General features: G+C 43.1%; 12 protein-coding genes and 1 riboswitch. Of the genes, 7 read left to right on the top strand and 5 right to left on the bottom strand.

What is annotated here, in order from left to right; genetic code table 11:
• Window position 1: 1 nt before the first annotated feature.
• From D0T87_RS19230 to D0T87_RS19210, 5 genes are all read left to right on the top strand, one after another.
• On the top strand, window positions 2–1,636 hold the full coding sequence (locus tag D0T87_RS19230) for a RagB/SusD family nutrient uptake outer membrane protein (RefSeq protein WP_163177089.1): 1,635 nt from the start codon (window positions 2–4) through the stop codon (window positions 1,634–1,636).
• A gap of 21 nt (window positions 1,637–1,657) precedes the next feature.
• Window positions 1,658–3,568 (top strand): glycoside hydrolase family 127 protein, encoded by a 1,911-nt coding sequence (locus D0T87_RS19225; protein ID WP_163177087.1) that lies wholly within the window; start codon window positions 1,658–1,660, stop codon window positions 3,566–3,568.
• A gap of 195 nt (window positions 3,569–3,763) precedes the next feature.
• Window positions 3,764–3,859, top strand: a riboswitch (TPP riboswitch).
• Between the two features lie 37 nt (window positions 3,860–3,896).
• The gene (locus D0T87_RS19220) at window positions 3,897–6,179 is read left to right on the top strand and encodes a TonB-dependent receptor (RefSeq protein ID WP_203558737.1); all 2,283 of its coding nucleotides are present in this window, start codon (window positions 3,897–3,899) and stop codon (window positions 6,177–6,179) included.
• Entirely contained in the window at window positions 6,180–6,752 is a 573-nt protein-coding gene (gene pnuC, locus D0T87_RS19215; RefSeq protein ID WP_163177085.1) for a nicotinamide riboside transporter PnuC, read from the top strand.
• A gap of 37 nt (window positions 6,753–6,789) precedes the next feature.
• The gene (locus tag D0T87_RS19210; protein ID WP_163177124.1) at window positions 6,790–7,413 is read left to right on the top strand and encodes a thiamine diphosphokinase; all 624 of its coding nucleotides are present in this window, start codon (window positions 6,790–6,792) and stop codon (window positions 7,411–7,413) included.
• A gap of 54 nt (window positions 7,414–7,467) precedes the next feature.
• Here D0T87_RS19210 and D0T87_RS19205 read toward each other — a convergent pair whose 3' ends face one another.
• Window positions 7,468–8,679, bottom strand: coding sequence for an MFS transporter (locus tag D0T87_RS19205; protein WP_163177082.1), 1,212 nt, complete (start codon window positions 8,677–8,679; stop codon window positions 7,468–7,470).
• A gap of 279 nt (window positions 8,680–8,958) precedes the next feature.
• Between D0T87_RS19205 and D0T87_RS19200 the strand changes: the two genes are divergently transcribed.
• Entirely contained in the window at window positions 8,959–10,407 is a 1,449-nt protein-coding gene (locus tag D0T87_RS19200; RefSeq protein WP_163177080.1) for a S41 family peptidase, read from the top strand.
• A 37-nt stretch (window positions 10,408–10,444) separates the two neighbouring features.
• Here D0T87_RS19200 and thrC read toward each other — a convergent pair whose 3' ends face one another.
• The 4 genes from thrC to thrA all read right to left on the bottom strand — a co-directional run bounded on the left by thrC (window position 10,445) and on the right by thrA (window position 17,967).
• Complete coding sequence (thrC, locus tag D0T87_RS19195; RefSeq protein WP_163177078.1) at window positions 10,445–11,746, bottom strand: threonine synthase; 1,302 nt, start codon at window positions 11,744–11,746, stop codon at window positions 10,445–10,447.
• Between the two features lie 14 nt (window positions 11,747–11,760).
• Window positions 11,761–14,151 (bottom strand): TlpA disulfide reductase family protein, encoded by a 2,391-nt coding sequence (locus D0T87_RS19190; RefSeq protein WP_163177076.1) that lies wholly within the window; start codon window positions 14,149–14,151, stop codon window positions 11,761–11,763.
• Window positions 14,152–14,155: 4 nt separating this feature from the next.
• Window positions 14,156–15,400, bottom strand: a complete 1,245-nt coding sequence (locus D0T87_RS19185) for a cofactor-independent phosphoglycerate mutase (RefSeq protein WP_163177074.1) — start codon at window positions 15,398–15,400, stop codon at window positions 14,156–14,158.
• Between the two features lie 131 nt (window positions 15,401–15,531).
• Window positions 15,532–17,967, bottom strand: a complete 2,436-nt coding sequence (gene thrA / locus D0T87_RS19180) for a bifunctional aspartate kinase/homoserine dehydrogenase I (RefSeq protein WP_163177072.1) — start codon at window positions 17,965–17,967, stop codon at window positions 15,532–15,534.
• Window positions 17,968–19,035: 1,068 nt separating this feature from the next.
• Here thrA and D0T87_RS19175 point away from each other — a divergent pair.
• Window positions 19,036–20,073: an asparaginase gene (locus tag D0T87_RS19175; protein ID WP_163177070.1), complete on the top strand. Its 1,038-nt coding sequence runs from the start codon at window positions 19,036–19,038 to the stop codon at window positions 20,071–20,073.
• Window positions 20,074–21,207: the final 1,134 nt, after the last annotated feature.

The following is a 21,207-nucleotide window of genomic DNA, read 5'->3' as shown; positions in this document are numbered from 1 at the left end:
AATGAAAACAAAAATATCAATCTTCCTCATTGGAATTATATCGCTGGTTTGCGTCAACTGTACCAGCCTGCATGACAAGAGTTACTCATTGATCATTTCGGAAGAGTTTGAACCAACCGCCGAGGACCTTGCGTCACTGGTGGGATCTGCATATGTAAACTGGAGAGAAGCGCTCTTGTTCTGGAACAGCATTATGCGTATAATGGAAGTATCATCCGACCAGTCTGTTATACCCGGACGCCCTAACGGCTGGGTGGACGGTGGTGTACACCGGCTTATATTTGAACACCAATGGAGTACAGACCATGAGGTGATTAACAATTGCTGGAACCATCTTTATGCAGGTGTAAATAACTGCAACCGCGTGTTATACCAGATTGAATCCGGTAGTATCCCTGTTACCGATGGTAAAGAGGAGACTATTGCCGAATTAAAGGTGTTGCGTGCTTCGTATTATTATATGCTTTGCGATTTGTATGGCAATGTGCCTATCATGACTAAGTATGATGTGCCCGAAGGTTATGTTCCCGAACAATCCACACGGAAAGAAGTCTTTGACTTCGTTATACAGGAAGTTACCGAGAACATGCAATACTTGAGTGACGCAAAAGGCGGCATATCTTATGGTCGTTTCAACACCTGGGCTGCATGGTCGCTACTCGCCAAAATGTACCTCAATGCCGAAGTATATACCGGTACCCCGATGTGGCAGGAATGTATTGAAGCATGCAACAAAGTTATTGGTTCCGGGCTATTTGAACTGGATGCCACACAAAGAGATGTATTCGCCACCAATAATGAAAATGCCAAGGAAATTATCTTCGCTCTGCCTTTCGATGACCAGTATGTTACCGACTGGAATGCGTTCGATATCCATATGCAGACTCTACAACCGGCTAATCAGGCCACGTATAATCTTTCTTCCAGTCCCTGGGGCGGTATTTGCGCGGTACCACAGTTCATTGACACCTTTGATGAAGACGACCAAAGATTGTATGACAACTGGATTCAGGGCGATCAGCTCTCTGCCGGCGGCGACTTGTTGATGTGTACGATGGGAAATATGTCCGGTCAGCCGCTTTCGTTTATCAATGAAGTTCCAAGCATTGCCGATTCGGAAGAGGTGCATGGCTTTCGTCACGGTAAATTTGAAATCGAAATGGGTGCACGTGTACAATTAAGTAACGACTTCCCTCTGTTCAGATATGCTGATGTGTTGATGATGAAAGCCGAATCGCTTCTGAGACAAGGGCTTGCCGATGACGCCGCAGAAATCGTGACTGAGGTAAGAAAGCGTAACTTCAAGTCTAAACCTGAAAAGGCCAAGGTTACAGGCGCACAACTTTTGGAAGGCAGCGTTTATGATTACGGTCGTCGCGATAATCTGGTGCCAAACACATTCGAAGGAGGAGCAGATGTTCAGTATGGCCGCTTCCTCGACGAACTGGGTTGGGAATTCAACCAGGAGGCTCGCAGGCGTCAGGATATGATACGCTTTGGAGTATATACCACGAAAGCCTGGTTCTCTCACGATCCGAGTGAAGGCTACCGCAGTTTGCTACCGATCCCAAGATCACAGCGGGAGAAGAATCCGAACCTGAAGCAGAATGACGGTTACTCGCAAGATGGGTTATAAACAGATTAAATCTCAAAAGATATGAAAACGATTCTAACAATCATTCTTAGTTCACTAACACTGGCCGGTTGCACTTCCCAACCGGCCGGGGAAGTTTCTACGGACTACCCCATTAGCTCCATCTCATTTACCGACGTAAAGTTCACCGATGATTTCTGGGCACCCCGTATAAAAACCAATCAGGAGGTGACCATACCCATTGCCCTGCATCAGTGCGAAATCACGGGAAGAGTAGATAACTTCAAGAAGGCTGCCGGATTAATGGATGGCTATTTCAATACCGAATACCCTTTCGATGACACCGACATTTACAAGATACTGGAAGGCGCATCTTACTCCATCCAGATGTTTCCGAACGCTGCTTTGGAAGCCAGAATGGATACGCTCATCTCGCTTATTGTGCAGGCGCAGGAGAAAGATGGATATCTCTTCACGCCACGCACGGCCGGCGAACCCGGAAACCTTCACAAATGGGTGGGAGAAAAGAGATGGGAGAAAACTCCCGACCTTAGCCACGAACTATATAACTGTGGGCATTTATACGAAGCGGCAGTGGCGCATTACCAGGCCACGGGCAAACGGACGTTATTAGATGTGGCAATAAAAAGCGCCGATCTACTGGTACGCGACTTTGGTCCGGGCAAGCTAACCTACGAGCCCGGCCATCAAATTGTTGAAATGGGACTGGTAAAGATGTATAGGGCAACCGGCAAAAAAGAATACCTGGACCTTGCCAGATTCTTTCTGAATTTGAAAGGCAACGGAGAAAGAGGAGCTTATTGCCAGTCGCATAAACCTGTCACCGAGCAGGACGAAGCTGTGGGACATGCCGTAAGGGCGGTATATATGTATTCGGGCATGGCAGATGTTGCCGCATTAACCGGAGATCCTGCTTATCAAAAGGCCATTGATAATATCTGGAATAATGTAGTATCCAAGAAATATTATATCACCGGAGGCATCGGAGCACGCCACGATGGAGAGGCTTTCGGAGAGAACTACGAACTACCCAACCACAGTGCATATTGCGAAACCTGCGCCGCTATAGGGAATGTGTATTGGAACCACAGGCAGTTCCTAAACCACGGTGAAGCCAAATACTATGATGTTTTGGAAAGAACGTTATATAATGGTGTTATCTCGGGCATTAGTCTTTCGGGAGATCATTTCTTCTATCCTAACCCGTTAGAATCTCACGGCGATTATACACGTAGTGAATGGTTTGGCTGCGCGTGTTGCCCCAGTAATTTATGTCGCTTCATGGCATCCATCCCCGGATATGTGTATGCGCAAAAAGATGACCAGGTTTATGTAAACCTGTATGTCGATAGTCATACGGAGATACAGGCAGCTAATCAAATGGTTTCCTTAAATCAAAAGACCGGATACCCCTGGGATGGTAAGATTGACATCACAGTAGACCCGCAAAAGGACGCGCAGTTTACACTTAAATTGCGTGTCCCCGGATGGGCGCAGAACAAACCTGTTCCGAGCGATTTATATACTTATATAAATACAAGCGATCAAAAGTCCGGGGTCACCCTATCACTTAATAATAAGCCGATAGATTATAGAATCGGGGCAGATGGCTATATCGCTGTAAACCGGGAATGGAACAAAGGTGATGTAGTCAGTCTATCCCTACCTATGACCATCAACAGGACTATTACCAACGAAAACGTTGAGGCAAACACAGGCCGGGTTTCTGTGGAAAGAGGTCCTATATTGTATTGTCTGGAAAGTATAGACAATAAAGAAGATGTACTAAAAGCAACACTTGCCGATAATGCTACTCTTGAATACAAATGGGAAGCCGATCTTCTTGGTGGCGTAGTAACGATTAACAGTAATGAAACAAAAGCAATCCCGTATTATGCATGGGATAATCGCGGAAAGAGTAATATGATTGTCTGGGTTCCGCGTAATCAATAGGTATTAGTATATATAAATCTCCGACATTCCATTTTGCGTTTGCAGCAAACACCAACTTACGTTTGCAGCAAACGCAATGTTGTCTTTGCAGCAAACGCAAGTTGATGTTTGCTGCAAACGTAAAAACGCCCTTACGGCACTTTTGGACATTTTCCTTTGCTGCTCCATTTATATTGTCTACTTTTGCACCACGAAATTCTCACACAGGGGTGCCCCAACATGACGGGCTGAGAACATACCCATTGACCTGATCCGGGTAATGCCGGCGGAGGGAAGATATAGAAAAGTACCCCTTTTCTGTTTAACCAAATAAAAGCATTCGAAGAAAATGAAAAGGAAAGCCATAATGCTGGTCGGCATGTTAAGTGCCGGAACCGCTGCATTTGCACAAAGCGCGCCTAAAGACAGTTTACAGTACGTTGCACTCGAAGAAGTACAAATTGTATCCACCCGTGCTACATCCAAAACACCGGTAGCTTTTACCGATGTGAACAAAGAACAAATTAACAAACAAAACTTCGGACTGGATATCCCGTTCCTACTCACCTCTACCCCCTCGGTACTTACCACATCCGATGCCGGTAGCGGAGTGGGCTACACCAGCATCCGTGTCCGCGGAACAGATGCCACCCGCATCAACATCACCACCAACGGCATACCGATGAACGATGCCGAAAGTCATTCTATTTATTGGGTGAATACCCCGGACATCGCCTCTTCTCTGGAAGATATGCAGATACAACGCGGCGCGGGAACATCGACCAATGGAGCCGGGGCATTCGGCGCTTCAATCAATATGCGTACACAAGGAATTCCGTCGAAAGCCTATGCAGAAGTATCCGGTTCGTATGGCTCCTTCAATACGAATAAAGAAACGTTTAAAGTAGGAACCGGACTATTACATAACCATTGGGCATTCGATGCCCGGGTTTCAAACATCCAGAGCGATGGCTACCGCGACAGAGCCACATCCGACCTAAAATCTTATTTCCTGCAAGGAGGCTACTACGGTGAAAACACCTCAGTAAAACTAATCACCTTCGGAGGAAAAGAACAAACCTACCACGCCTGGGATGGAATAAGCAAGGATATGCTGAAAACCAACCGCCGCTATAATCCGAACGGGAAAATAAAAGAGGGCAATGAAGATGCAGAAGATGCAAAAACAATTGGCTTCTACGACGACCAGATGGATAATTACCGCCAAACCCATTATCAACTCTTGGTTAACCATACCTTCTCGCCCGAGTGGAACATGAATGTAGCCCTGCATTATACCGATGGATACGGCTATTATCAGGAATATAAGAACGGAAGAACATTGAAAGAATACGGCTTAACTCCTTATACAATTGAAGGCGTTACATATAAGAAAAGCAATCTTGTCCGCCAGAAACTTGTTGAAAGCGATTTCGGCGGTGGTGTGTTCTCATTCAACTACAGAACCAATCGCCTGGACGCATCCGTTGGAGGAGGATTGAACTATTACACCAACGACCACTATGGTAAAGTGCTCTGGGTAAAAAACTATATCGGCGATCTGGCTGCCGATCATGAATACTACCGCAACACCGGCAGAAAGACCGATGGCAATATCTACGCCAAAGCAAACTACGACCTGGGCAGCGGAGTCAACCTATATGCAGATATGCAATACCGTTATATCAAATACAAAATCAACGGCAACAACGATAAGTGGGACTTCCGTGAGGGTTACGACAAGCTCCAACGTTTGGATATCAACGAGGACTTCAATTTCTTCAACCCCAAAGCCGGACTGTTCTGGCAGATTAACCGCTCGAACAGCGCATACGCCTCTTTTGGCGTAGCACAAAAAGAGCCTAGTCGTAATAACTACACCGATGGAGGTTTCACCAAATTCCCCAAACCCGAGAAGATGTTCGACTATGAACTGGGATACACCTACCGGGGCAAGTGCTTCACCGCCGGAGCCAACCTGTACTACATGGACTATACCGATCAGCTTGTACTGAACGGCAGACTTAACGAAATTGGCGAACCGATGGCGGAAAACGTAAAAGATAGCTACCGCATGGGACTTGAACTGACCGCCGGAGCCAAGATAACCCCCTGGCTCCGTTGGGATGTAAACGCTACCTGGAGCAAGAACCGCATAAAGAATTATGTAGAATACGTTAGTGATTATAATGAATCATGGGATGAGTTATATACACAAACAGCACGCGAACTAGGAACAACGCCTATCGCCTTTTCTCCCTCATTCATGGCGGGAAGCCTCATCAGTTTCAGCCACAAAGGATGGGAAGCCTCTTTCCAATCGCAATACGTGAGCCGCCAATATCTGGATAATGCGGGTGTTAAGGAGAACTCTTTGGATGCTTATTTTGTTAGTCACCTGCATGCCGGTTATACTTTTAATGTTCCATACACCAAAGGAGTAACAGTAGGCGCTACCGTGTACAACATCTTCAATAAGAAGTACGAAACAAACGGCTATTCACAAACAGCCGCCGTATACGAAACAGATGCAGAAGGTAATAAAGTGGGAAATGCCACGATCTATAATGATCCGCGTTATTACCCGATGGCAGGGACGAATGTTTTATTCAACATTGCATTAAAATTCTAAATGGACTACCTCGAAATACTAGGCACATTCGTAGGCTTAATCTACCTATGGTTAGAATATAAAGCCAGTATCCACTTATGGATAGCCAGCATTATTATGCCGGCTATCTACATATTTGTATATTACGAAGCCGGACTATATGCAGATACGGGAATTAACATATACTATCTATTAGCGGCTATATACGGATGGGTATTCTGGACGTTTGGAGGTAAGAAACATGCGAAGGGAGAGCTTCCCATCACACATACTCCCTCGAAGGTAATCCTGCCTCTTACCATAGTTTTCCTTGTCGCCTTTTTCGCCATCGCATGGATACTGATCTCCTTCACAGACAGCACCGTACCCTGGTTGGACAGTTTCACTACAGCATTAAGCATTATTGGTATGTGGATGCTTGCACGCAAGTATGTAGAACAGTGGCTTGTATGGATTGGGGTAGACATTGTCAGTTCGGGGTTATATGTTTATAAAGAGTTAAATTTCACAGCAGGGCTATACGCCCTTTATACAATTATCGCTATCTTTGGCTACTTAAAATGGAAGCAAATCATGCAGAAGCAGTCTGCATAAATGAATAAGTATGCGCAAAAATCTAAGATATTATCCTATGCCTACGGAGAATTCAATTCCCGATGCTGTAATTTTAGCCAATGGAAACTTCCCGACTCATCCGCTTCCGCTGACTTTACTGAAGAATGCCAAGCATGTAATTTGTTGTGACGGTGCTACAAATGAATATGTTAATCAGGGATTTATTCCAAATATCATTGTAGGTGATGGTGACTCGCTTACCCCGGAGAACAAAGCCAGATTTGCCAATATCATTTATTACTCTTCAGATCCTGAAACCAATGATTTGACAAAAGCTGTCGATTATTGTATCTCGCAACGCATGAGAACCGTTTACATTGTAGGGGCAACCGGAAAGCGTGAAGATCATGCCATCGGAAACATCAGCCTGCTACTTGATTACATGGATATGCTCGATGACGTAATGATCATCACAGATTATGGTGTATTCAATCCTATCAAAATTGATTCTATCTTTGAAGCTTATGCCGGACAGCCTGTATCGGTTATATCGCTCAAAGCTCAACCGTTGAGAGGCCGTGGCCTTAAATATCCGCTTTCTACATTCACTAATTGGTGGCAAGGCACATTGAATGTAGCGAATACCAATCCTTTCACTTTACTTGTCAGAGACAAAACCCTGGTATACCGGGCATATTAGTTAGCCGTAGGGGCGGTTCGTGAACCGCCCAATGCACGAAAGAGCATATTTTCATCATACTTCATTCTTCCCCAACGCCAGCATCGACGGATAGAAATAGGAAACAATCCCAATTAGGCAAACAATCCCTCCCGAGATCAAAAACGAATGATCAAGGCCTATTAAATCGGCAACATATCCGGTTCCAAGCAAACCAAGCATAGCGGGCAACATATTCACACTTCCAAAGACCGAAAATACGCGGCCCAGAATATCCGGAGCAACACGTGTCTGGATAACCGATATAAAAGAGGCATTATAAATACTGCCCGCCATGCCGCCTACTCCTGTTAGGAAGACAAACCACCAGAATCCATTAGCCGGAAGTAATCCCGATAAGAAAAAGCTCGCTCCAAGGATAATATACATAGCGTTAACCAGTAGCACCTTATTGGTTCTGATAGAAAAGATTCCCATGATTCCTCCACCAATAAGCATACCCACTCCCCAGCCTACTTCCACAATACTCATTTGGAAGGCGCCACCCGAGAAATGTTTTAATGTCATTAGAGGGAACAGTGCACTAACAGGCATAATCACAAAAGTCGCCATTACACATAGTATGATCAGAGTGGGCAAACCTTTGATCTGACGCACACCATAATACGCCTCTTTCAGGTCTTTCAGTATATTCAGTTTTGTTTTTTCTTTCTTTTCCGGATCGGGGATGGATACAAACAGTAAAGAGGTACATGCAATAGCAGCTCCAGCCACATCCAACAACAGGATATAACTGATATCCATAATCCCAATTAACAACGCCCCCAATGCGGGTCCGGCAATATTGCATACCGAATAAATGACCTGATTAATACCGGCAATCCGTGTCAACTGATTTGCTGGTGCTAACAAAGGAATGGATGCTTGCATAGCCGGCGAGTGAAATGCCGATCCAAAAGAACGAAAAGAGAGTAGTAGATAGATATGCCATATCTCTGCCGTTCCCACAAAGAACAAGATAGCCAGCAGTAAAGTACAAATAGCAATAAACGAGTCGGAAAGGATCATGGTGAGTTTCCGGTTCCAACGGTCAACAAACACACCCGACACCAATCCCAACACCGATTGCGGCAACAATGCCGCCATAGTAGACAGTGCAAGCACTTCGGCCGACTCTGTTTTAATGCTTAACCAAATGATAATAGCGAATCCAACAATAGAACTACTGAGGATGGAGAACAGCTGACCTGTCCATATAATAGCGAATACTTTTTTCCAGTTATTCATCGTAATTTCAACTTGAAGATTTAAACACCGGGACGAAATGCATCACTGCATTCATCCGCTTTTACTAATAAAAAGATAAAGGGAGAAATGTTCAAGGCATAGCCCCAAACCAAGGTTTAGAGTATAGGCCAAACCCAAATGCTACACAAAATAAACGAAATTACGATTCTGATGCATGTACGATGTTTGTTAATTATCATGCAAATATATAAAAGAAGAAGGATAATTGAAAGTTCTAATTCGTATATTTGCATGTATTACACAGCAAATAACAAAGATATGAAGTTCACAAAGTATGTATTTTTCCTGTTTATCGCCCTGTTGGCAAGCGCATGTAGCGATGACGATAATGAACCCGGGGGAAACGATGGTGGAGAAAAGAACGAACGCACCGACATCCAGAAATGGATAGAAGACACGATGAGAAAGGAATATTATTGGTATAAGGATATTCCGGAAGCTAGTAAACTAAAATATAAGGATGTAAAGCCTGAAGACTTCTTCATGTCATTATTATCTGAGAAGGATGGAAAGGATTATAAAATAGATGAAAAAACAACCGGTCATTATTTCTATTCATCTATTGAGGATTTATCCAAGGATACACGAAGTTCAATTCAAACTGATTATTCATATGGTTTTGAGTTTACAGGTGTAAATTATGGCGATGAAGTACGAGCACTGATTCAATACGTACTTCCTAATACTCCTGCATCAGATGCTAATCTGAAAAGAGGAAATTGGATATCAAAAATAAACAATGCCCCTCTAACCAACAGTAATTACCGTTCTTTATATGGGAGTGAAGAATGTACGCTTACTATTGTAGAATTCGATCCGACAGCGAATAAGTTTATTAATCCTAAGGATGTTGAAGTAGAATCTGCATGCCCGGTAGAAGACAATCCGGTCTTTCATTATGATATAATAACCAGCCCTGTAAAAAATAAGAAAGTTGGTTATTTGGTATACAACCACTTTACTGATGGGAAAGACGAAAAGGATAAGTCATATGACAATGAACTCCGTACAATTTCTGCACGACTCAAAGGAGTAGATGAATTTGTATTGGATTTGCGATATAACAATGGCGGATTACTTACCTCTGCCAGACTATTATGTGCAATACTTGCTCCTGAAACAGCTCTTGGTAAATCTTTCGGCTATTTAAAATACAACGACAAAAAGTCTGGTACATCTCCTATTGAGGTAACAAAAACAACATTAGCGCCTGGTGGTCAGAATTTAAATATGGAAAAGATATATGTATTAGTGAGTAGTATCAGTGCCTCTGCATCGGAGATGGTAATTAATTCACTACGCCCTCACATGGGTGATAAGAATGTTATACTCATTGGAGAGCAAACAGAAGGAAAAAATGTAGGTTCAAATCCATATACAAGTGATGACAAATTGTGGAAAATGCATCCTATTACTTGTCAGATATATAACTCTGTTGATTTTACAGATTATGCCAATGGGTTTTCACCTGATTATGAGATGAATGAAGCTTTCAAGCCAAGAGGTGACGGATATGTTGATATACTTGAAATGTTACCGCTTGGAGATCCCGAAGAGCGATTATTGAATGCTGCGATTAGTTTGATTGATGGAAAGAGTATCACAACTCGCAGTAGTGCTTCATCTTCAAATCAAGCTGTTTATAAGAAAGCATCCATCCAGTCTATAGATCGTAGAGCTACGAATGGAGTGATAATAAACGAATGATATAACTAAGAGGGCGGTTCGCGAACCGCCCCTACAATTATAAACCCAACAAGTATTTTTTAAAGTCTTCAAATGCCTTCGTCATTGGGAGGCTTTTCTTTTGCCCCTTCATGAACTCCTGCAATTTAGCCGGTATCTCTACTTTATCTTCGATAATAGTTTCTACTGTTTCCAGGAACTTAGCTGGATGTGCTGTTTCCAGGAATACACCGGTTTCTTCGGCTTTCAGCCCTTCTTCCAACGCACGATAACCACAAGCACCGTGTGGATCTAGCAGATATCCGGTATCTTCGTATACCTTCTTTACCGTTTCACGTATTTGCTCATCGGTATAAGTCGCTCCGCTGATCTCGGCTGTAATGGCTTCATGCGAATTATTATATAAATCAAGTACACGGGCAAAGTTGCTAGGATCACCTACATCCATCGCGTTCGCAATAGTAGCGATAGACGGACGAGGATTATATACACCGGTCTGTAGGTATTGATAGAATATATCGTTCTTATTATTAGCAGCAATAAAACGGCTGATAGGCAACCCCATATGCTTGCCGAATAACCCAGCCGTGATATTACCAAAGTTACCACTAGGCACGCACATTACAACATCATCTGCCTTACCTAACTTTTTGAGTTGAGCATAAGCATAGAAATAGTAAAACGCCTGTGGCAGGAAACGGGCTACGTTTATAGAATTAGCCGAAGTAAGCAGCAAGTGGTCATTCAGCTCTTTATCCATAAAAGCCGACTTAACCAATGCCTGGCAATCATCGAATGTACCATCCACTTCAAGAGAAGTAATATTCTGTCCCAATGTAGTGAACTGCTTCTCCTGAATCTCACTTACTTTGCCTTTCGGATACAGCACATATACATGAATGCCATCTACTCCTAAGAAGCCATTGGCTACGGCACTTCCGGTATCTCCCGAAGTAGCCACCAGCACATTGACATTCTTCTGTCCCTGTTTACGAATAAAGTATCCTAATAAGCGAGCCATAAAACGCCCTCCAACATCTTTAAACGCCAACGTTGGTCCGTGGAACAATTCCAATGAATAGATATTATCGGTTACCTGCACCAATGGAGCATCAAAACTCAATGTATCGTAAACAATGTCTTTCAACACATCGGCAGGAACATCTTCGCCAAAGAAGGCATCGGCCACCCGGTAAGCGATTTCCTGAAAAGAAAGAGTTTCTATGGTGTCAAAGAATTCCTTTGGTAATGGTTTAATCGTTTCGGGCATGAACAACCCTTTATCAGAAGCAAGCCCTTTCACAACTGCATCCTGCAAAGATGCCATAGGAGCCTGCTTGTTAGTACTGTAATATTTCATTAGTTATATAGATATTATTTGTTTAATTCGTCATTCAACATTTGAGACAGTCTATCCGATCCTTCAAAACCAACCTTGAAATAAACCTGTTCGCCCTTCTTATTCAAGATCAGATAAGACGGAATTCCTTTTACTCCAAACTTTTTATGCAGGGCGTTTGATTGAGAAGAAGTCATACGGAAATGCTCACCCGATATATTCGAGATCATGTTTTCCCATGTACCTTGTGGTGATGATTCATCGGTAAGATAGATGAATACAACTCCTTTCTCTTTCAGCTCGTTTTTAGCCGATTCGAATTGTTTCATTGCCGAGCGACACGGACCACACCAAGTAGCCCAGAAATCAATCAGAATAACCTTCCCTTCAAAAGGCTTCACAATATCCTGAAATAATTGTTCGCCCTCGGTTTGAGGAGTATCATGAATGGTAAATCCTTTTTTACCTTTATTCCGTTCCAATTCTGCAAGAAGCGCATTGTTCCTTTCGAGAGCATACTGAAGGTAAAAAGGATTTTTTATTTGCTTAAGCGCCTCTATGTCGTATGTTGTTAATGGCGTATATTCCTCAAACTTCCGACATGCATTCTGAACGGTTGCCAAATCAAAAACAGTTCCTTCGGCAGTTCCCAATATACCACTCAACCGGGAGGTAGCCGTCTTAAAAGAAAGAGCCTCCATATAAGCCTTCATTTCATCTCCGAATTTCTCATGAAAAGCTAGCATACGCTTTTGTCTCTCTTCCGGTGCGAGCGTATCTTCTACTTGAAGTTCGCTCTCATACATTTTATTGAAAGACATCCACTGTTCCCGTGTAACGAGGTTATTTTGGAACAACTCCATGGTCAACTTTCGTTCATTATTGATAACATCCATTATACCGGAACCTGGGTCCTTACACACATCAATAATAAGGTTGGCTAATTGCAGTCCACCATCCTGTAAGTTTAACGAATCAATCAGCATCTGTGAGAATTTGACTTTTACCTTCTTATAGATATTGATTCTTTCATTACTCCAATTTTCCGGAAAGTTTGCAATAGAATATTCTGCCGCTTCTTTTTCTTCAGGAGTCAGGTTTCCCGTATTAATCAACTGTTGAAAGAACTCCGGACCTAATTGAGATACCTCTTCGGAATCAACCCTTATGTATGTGGAAGCCCTCACATTAAAGCCATAGTGTTCCGAATAAAGATTCATCGGATTATTGAAATCCAGTTCTTTCAGGAATGAATAATAATCCAGATCAAACTCTGGTCTTACAAAACCAATCAACTTATCCTCATAACTCAGATTATTGGCTTTACGGTATGCCTGTTCCAAGTCATATTTCCCATAGAATAATGTATAATCAGCCGAGTTTTTCAAACTGATTATAGCAAATTCCCTTGCTTTATTTGTCAGTTTTTTATCTGAAAGGCTTTCAATTGCCTCATTTAAGGCTTTTAGTATGTAAGCTTTGTACTGTAAAGCATCCATACCCAGTATATCTGAGTACTTTTTATCTGAGAAAAAGGCATGTCTTATGATCTTAGGTAGATCAATATCTTCCATCTGATTATTAATATCCGCGTTTTCCCCATCCCAGAAGATGTATTTAGAGTTGGAAATCCTCAATGCTTTATTTGATGTTTCCTGGTAACTCTTCTGATGCAGATCAACGTACACTGATGATTCTTTGCCCGGCGACAAGAGGATGTACTTATTATAAGAGGAGAATCTTAACAGTACTTCCATTGTAGTAACCAAAGGAACATCTATTTTAAAAGAACCGTCATTCTCTACCTGGGTTTCGAGTTCTTCTTGTGCAGCGGTCAATGGGTTGTTTACAAATATCTGAACTTTAAAGTCCATACCCGGTTTATATCCCAACAGTGTTCCTTTTAATACACCAACACCTTGCTTTAATATGGGTGTTTCCAATGATTTCCCATCATCTTTTATTACTGCAAGATTCTTAATACTCTCAGGAACCTCATCAAAAACGGATGGTGTTTTGGGGTCCAGATTCAATCCCCATATCTTAAAACAACTCTCACAATCGGACTCTATAAAATCCAGTGTCTTTGCTTTCGGGTCAATGGCTGGAAACTTTAGTACAAAAGATGTTTTATTGGTTTCGTCCGAAAAGACTTCTTTATCCAGTTCAATGCCTTCTGCCGAGTCGACTATGTACTTCTTATCATCCACCTGAATATAGGTCTTCGAATCTATACGAATCCAGGAGCGTGGACTATGCCCTATTTCCATATTGAGCAAGGTTGCATCTTTAGCAAGCGTGATTTTGGTAACGATAACATTGCCATGTGTACTTACACTAAAGTGTGGGTTCTCAATGACACGATCCTTTGCCGAAAGTGCCAGTACGCTAATCAGAAACAAGGAAAGGAAAAGACTTCTTTTCATAATTTTAATATTTATCTGAATGAAACTTGGCAGCGGTACCTTGCCGCATAAAGGTTTTCATAAATTCATCCTCTTTGAGTACTCCATACTCTCCATCCTTTGCTGCTTCCTCATCATAAACTTGCACGGCATCGGCTTCAATACCGGGATACCAGATCAGGAAAGGAATAGGTTCGTTGGTATGTGTACGCAGTTCGCAAGGGGTTGGATGATCGGGGAGCACAGCTATGGCCACCGGTTCATCCCAGTTCTTTACCGCTTCATAGATAGGACCGACAGCACGACTGTCGAGGTTTTCTATGGTTTTCAGTTTCAGGTTGACGTCGCCTTCATGCCCGGCCTCGTCACTGGCTTCGATATGCAGATAAACAAAGTCGTCGGTTTTAAGCGCTTCCAGTGCTGCGGCCACTTTGTTTTCATAGTTCGTATCGTATAGTCCGGTGGCCCCTTCTACGTCAATGCGGCGCAGTCCGGCATAATAACCAATTCCATTAATAAGATCGACCGCCGAGATTACCGACCCGCTTTTTATTTGCGGATAAGTCTCGGAAAGCGGTTCCATTTGCGGACGATAGCCCGGCGACCATGGCCAGATGCTATTTGCCGGGTCTTTGCCTTCGGCTATACGTTTCAGATTAACGGGGTGATCTTTGAGGAGTTCCTGAGATTTCAGGATGAGGTCATTGATAAGTTGAGAGGTTTCTTCTGCTGCGGGTTCCTGTGCTTTCACCATCAATGGGCGGAAAGGTTTTAGCGGAACGTCATGTGGCGGAGTGCAATCGAGGTTCTTATTGCCGTCCTTAATAACCAACAGATGGCGGTAGGATACTCCGGGATAGAACTTTACCTGATCATTTCCGAGTTTCTCGTCCAGAAACCGTATTAATTCTTCGGCTTCTTCGGAGGAGATATGCCCGGCAGAGTGGTTCTTTATATTATCGCCCTGAATGCAGATGATATTACAACGCATTCCCATTTCGCCGGGTTTCAGATCAACGCCAATGCTGGCGGCTTCCAATGGACCGCGGCCCTCGTAAACTTTCGGAAGGTTATAGCCGAGGACAGACATATTGGCCACCTCGCTTCCCGGGTGAAAGCCATCGGGCACTGTTGCCAGAAGACCATTTTTGCCCATCCGTGCCAACATATCCATATATGGAATGTTGGCATGTTGGAGCAATGTTTTGTTTTGAAGAGATTTTACCGGCCAATCGGCCATCCCATCTCCCAAGATTATTAAAAATTTCATTTTTAAAGTTGACAGTTGAGAGTTGACAGTTGAAAGTTAAGAGTTAAGAGTTGCACTAGCTAAAAGTTAGGAATTGAACCAGTTATACCGCATGGCAACTTTCAACTTTCAACTTTCAATTTTCAACTAAATTAAACGTTCGCTATACTCATGATATCCGCAAATACACCGGCGGCAGTTACGCTGGCTCCTGCACCGTATCCCTGAATCATCATCGGATACTCTTTGTAGCGCTCGGTGGTCAGCAGGATGATGTTGTTGCTACCTTCCAGTCCGTAGAACGGATGGGTAGAGTCTACTTCCTGCAAGCCTACGGAGCCTTTACCATTCTCCAGCTTGGCTACAAAGCGCCAGTGTTTGTTTTCGCTTTCGAGTACCTTGCGGCGTGCTTCGAAATCGGCGTCCAGCGTAGGTACTTGTTTCCAAAAGTCGTCCAGTGTACCTTCGAAGAATGAATCGGGAACGAAAAGGTTCTTTTCCACGTCTTCCTGTTCAAGCTGATAGCCAGCTTCACGGGCCAGGATTACCAACTTGCGGATTACGTCTTTTCCGCTCAGGTCGATACGTGGATCGGGTTCCGAGTAACGTTCTTCCTGTGCCATCTTGATGGTGCGGCTGAATGGGATATCTGCGCTGATTTTATTAAAAATATAGTTCAATGTTCCCGAAAGCACGGCTTCAATCTTCAGAACTTTATCGCCACTGTTGCTCAGGTCATTGATCGTTTTAATGATAGGCAATCCGGCTCCTACGTTGGTTTCGAACAAGTATTTCACACCACGGCGGCGGGCAATCTGTTTCAGTTCACGGTAATTGTCGTATTCAGACGATGCGGCGATCTTGTTGGCGGCTACGACAGAGATATTGTGCGACAACAGGTCTTTGTATAGACCGGCAATATCCGGACTGGCGGTACAATCCACAAATACGGAGTTAAAGATATTCATGCCGATTACCTCATCACATAATATCTGCGGCGTACTATCAATGCCTTTGGCGTAAAGGTCTTCCTGATAATTATCCAGATCGACACCTTCGCGGGTAAAGAGTCCTTTTATATTATCGGCAATACCTACTACGTTCAGTTTCAGTCCGTTTTCATTCATTAGTTTCTGACGTTGCGTACGGATTTGGTCGATCAGGCTACCCCCCACCGTACCTGTTCCGCAGATAAAGAGGTTCAATACCTGATACTCGGACAGGAAGAATGAATCGTGGATTACGTTCAGCGATTTGCGCAGGAACTTTGATTCGACTACAAACGAAATATTGGTTTCCGATGCTCCCTGGGCACAAGCAATTACGCTGATACCATTACGTCCCAGCGTGCCGAACAGCTTTCCGGCAATACCCGGGGTGTGTTTCATGTTCTCGCCTACGATGGCAATGGTAGCCAGGTCTTTTTCTGCCGAGATTTCGGTGATCTCGCCCATTTCAATTTCTTTCGAGAATTCTTCGTTCAACACCAGGCAGGCCAGATCGGCGTCGGCGTTACGTACGCCAATTGAGGTGCTGTTCTCGGATGAAGCCTGTGATACAAGGAATACACTGATTCCACTCTTCGCCAATGTGCGGAAGATGCGGTAGTTTACCCCGATCACCCCTACCATACCCAAACCTTGTACGGTGATAAGGCTGGTATCATTGATGGAAGAGATTCCTTTAATGGCTTTACCTTCGCCAACTCCATTCCGCTGGATGATGATCGTTCCTTTGGCATCGGGGTTGAAGGTATTCTTTATCAGAATAGGAATATTTTTATGGCAAACCGGATAGATGGTTGGCGGATACACCACTTTGGCACCGAAGTTGCAAAGTTCCATCGCTTCTACATAGCTTAGTTCTTCGATGGTATAGGCAGATGAGATAACTTTGGGATCGGCAGTCATAAATCCGTCTACGTCGGTCCAGATTTCCAATACGGAAGCATCCAGTGCAGCAGCAATAACAGAGGCAGTATAGTCCGATCCGCCACGTCCCAGATTGGTTACATTTCCGCTTACTTTGTCGGAAGAGATGAAACCACCTACAACAGATACCTGTGGAATTTCGTTGAAAGTTTCCTTTATCAGTTGATTGGTCAGGTCGGTATCCAGAATATGTTTTGAGTATTTCCTTTCGGTCTTCATAAAGTTGCGCGAGTCGTACCATACGGCATCCTCTATCACCTCTGCCACGATGATCGACGACAGGCGTTCGCCGTAACTAACAATGGTATCCGAGGTTTTAGGCGACAGGTCTTTGATCAGATAGATTCCCTGGAATATATCTTTCAGTTCATTCAACAGTTCGCCGATTTGTTTTTGTAGTGCCACTTGCGCCTCACCGGCGGGCACAACTTCTTTTATCATTTCTACATGACGGTAAACGATCTCACGGAATTCATTTTCGTAGTTGGAGTCTCCGGCTGCTGCCATCTTTGAGGTATAGATCAGTTTGTCTGTGATGCCTCCCAAAGCGGATACGACTACAATTACCGGTTCTTCGACCGACTCTACGATTTTCTTTACGCTTAAAATGCTGTTCACGGAACCTACGGATGTTCCGCCGAATTTCATTACTTTCATATTGTTTTGGAGTTGAAAGTTGAAAGTTGAAAGTTGAAAGTTACCAAACGATATGGAACTTTAACGCCTAACTACTAACTACTAGATTCTAAATTCTGATTTGAAATGATTTTGCTTACTTTCCATAAGCGTGGTTCACGTAGAAACACAATACTATCCTTAACCCCAAGGGGTCATGGTTGTACACATAGATGTCGTCGTTACAATATGTGAATAGTATTCTACCATCGTTTCTATTTCGTTCTCTTTATTTTGATAAGTGCTGCAAAAATAATAATAAAATCTGCAATCTATCACTTTTTCTTAAGAAATTGTGATAAAAAGAGGCATTTAAGAAAAAAGGCGCTACTTACAAACTCTTTATACGCCTATTAAAACGAAACGGCGGCCTCGGATGAGCCGCCGTAAAAGGGTTTTATCTAAAACGTTTAGGCAATCATATACCACTTTACACCATTTTACTCTATTTTACATTATCTGGATAAATAGTTTCAATATGAAAAGCCATCATTTGAATCTATCTGTAAGGCCGAAAGCCTGTAAGATACATCTTTTTACTTTATCTCTTATATAGAACTCACGTTAATTTCTAATGAATTAATTTATTTAGTTCAACAGGGATTGGGTAAATCCCTTATTTAACTGATGTTAGTTATGAGGGTTTCTACACAGTTTTACTTCATTTCCATCCAGTTATGAGTGTAAATGATTAGCTGTAGGGGCGGTTCGCGAACCGCCCGAAAATGGTTTCCTGTGTATTCTGGGCATTGGGCGGTTCGCGAACCGCCCCTACAGTAAATCACTCATTCCCACTCCATTATACACTAAAACACGACATAGTAATGCAATGAAGCAAATATATAAGCTTGGTGCAGCGTTCTTATCTCAATTGATCAATTGAGACATTTTTTTTGCATATAATTAACGCCTTTCCGGTTTTATGCGGAAGACAGATTGTCAACACGAAATCATTCAAGACAAATAAAGACAGCAGTTTAAATATCATTTTGATAGCGATTATGGAATATATTATTATCTTTGCGGTAGAAGATCACTTAATTGTTAGGTATGAGTCCAGGAGCAACTTCCGTTTTGTTAATATACACAGGCGGAACCATAGGTATGATTGAGAATCCGGAAACGGGAGCCCTCGAGAATTTTAATTTCGAGCAGCTACAGAAGTACGTACCCGAACTGCGCCGTTTTGCCTTCCGTATCGACTCTTATCAGTTCGACCCGCCCCGCGACTCTTCGGACATGGACCCGGAGGCATGGCGCAGCCTGGTCAAAATCATCAGCAACAATTACGATAATTACAATGGATTTGTCATTCTGCATGGAACCGACACGATGGCGTTTACCGCATCGGCTTTGAGTTTTATGCTCGAAGGGCTGAACAAGCCTGTTATCCTGACCGGTTCGCAGTTGCCTATCGGTGTGCTGCGCACGGATGGAAAGGAAAACCTGATGACGAGCATTGAGATTGCCGCTGCCCGGGATGAACATGGCGACCCGTTGATTCCGGAAGTATGTATCTTCTTCGAGAACCACCTGATGCGAGGTAACCGCACCACGAAAATGAATGCCGAAAACTTTAATGCTTTCCGCTCATTCAACTGTCCGGTACTGGCCACTGCCGGCATACATATAAAATACAACCAAAACATTCATCTTCGTCCCAAGAAAGATGCAGTGCTGAAACCTCATTACCTGTTGGATACGCATGTGGCTATATTGAAGATTTTCCCGGGCATTGAAGAGAACATTGTAAAAGCTGTCTTCGGAATCGAAGGGTTGAAGGCGGTTGTGCTCGAAACCTATGGTTCGGGCAATGCACCGCGAAAGGAGTGGTTCATCCGCCATTTGTGCGAAGCCACCGAAAAAGGGATTATCACCGTCAACGTAACCCAATGTAGTGCGGGCAGTGTGGAGATGGAACGCTACGGCAACGGCTACCAATTGCTGCAAGCCGGGGTGGTTTGCGGATATGACTGCACAACGGAGGCTGCTGTAACAAAGTTGATGTTTCTACTAGGTCATGGTTTTCCACCGGAAAAGGTGAGGCAACTCATGGAGAAACCGTTGGTAGGGGAACTCACAAATTAAAGATGGGACTGGAACGTTAAATCACTTCGCACCAGCATATAGGTATACATCCCATCCGAGCGTTTTCCGATATACACACATATATCCGAAGGGTGTCCAAAGATACAGAACTTTTCTTCCTTTACTATACAAGTGAGGTTTGTGAAAATAAACCGATTGAGTTTGGCTATTATATTTTCGCGGATGGTATTATAGGGGTCAAACAGAAAAACAGGTTGTTAATAATAGTAGAACGATTATCCTACATACGGTTTGATTCCTTTTTGTAGGGTTTTGATGTAAATGATTAACTGTAGGGGCGGTTCGCGAACCGCCCCTACAATAATCCATACCTTCCCATCCTGTAATACGCCAGAACTTTAATAAAACTATACTAATTCAACCTGACTTTCGGATTGCCCCAAAAAGCTGAGCACCGCGTTGTTATTCAGAATATCTTTAATGCCATAGGCGCTGGTTTCAAGATAAAACGCTTCTCGTAACTGCCTATTATAGAAGAACTTCAATCATAAAGTTTCATAAGCACCAAAACACCCGGGTCTTTCACCTCGGAACACCCGGGTGTATCACACTAAAAGACCCGGGTGTTCTGAGGTGAAAGACCCGGGTGTATTTATAGTCAATAAAGTAGATGATTAAACGAAATAAACCGTCTTATAAGATCTCATCGAATAGGTTTCAGGAGTGATGAAAGTGCGTCACAATGATACTTATGACATTAGCTTGTCACTTCTACACATCAATCGTACAGAAAACCGTCTTAATAATCAGCGACTTAACGTCTCTGTGTAACTAATGATACTTTTGGGACGAAAAAACCATATGAACGGAATTTAGATTTAGAAAACATCGTGATTCACATCATGGATGTTTACTAAGCTATTTTAATAGCCTTTTTCTATTATATATTGTATATAAATGTATTTCTTAAAAAACCCCGGGATGAACCTCGCTCGGTGTCCCGGGGAGCAACAAAACAACTTTGGAGACATCAATAATATCACATCATGGATGTTCACTATGCTAACACGACAACCATCTGCCCATAACAGGCAGTAGTTTCATATAGTGGAGTCTAATTTCAATGATGACTTAAAAAAACAAATAACATTTTTACGTTCCTTCCATAAATAT

The organism is Bacteroides sp. 51 (genome assembly GCF_010500965.1).
In the GTDB taxonomy this organism is placed as follows: domain Bacteria; phylum Bacteroidota; class Bacteroidia; order Bacteroidales; family Bacteroidaceae; genus Bacteroides.
Note: the sequence above shows the minus strand (reverse complement) of the source record. Positions and strands in the feature narration are given on the sequence as shown.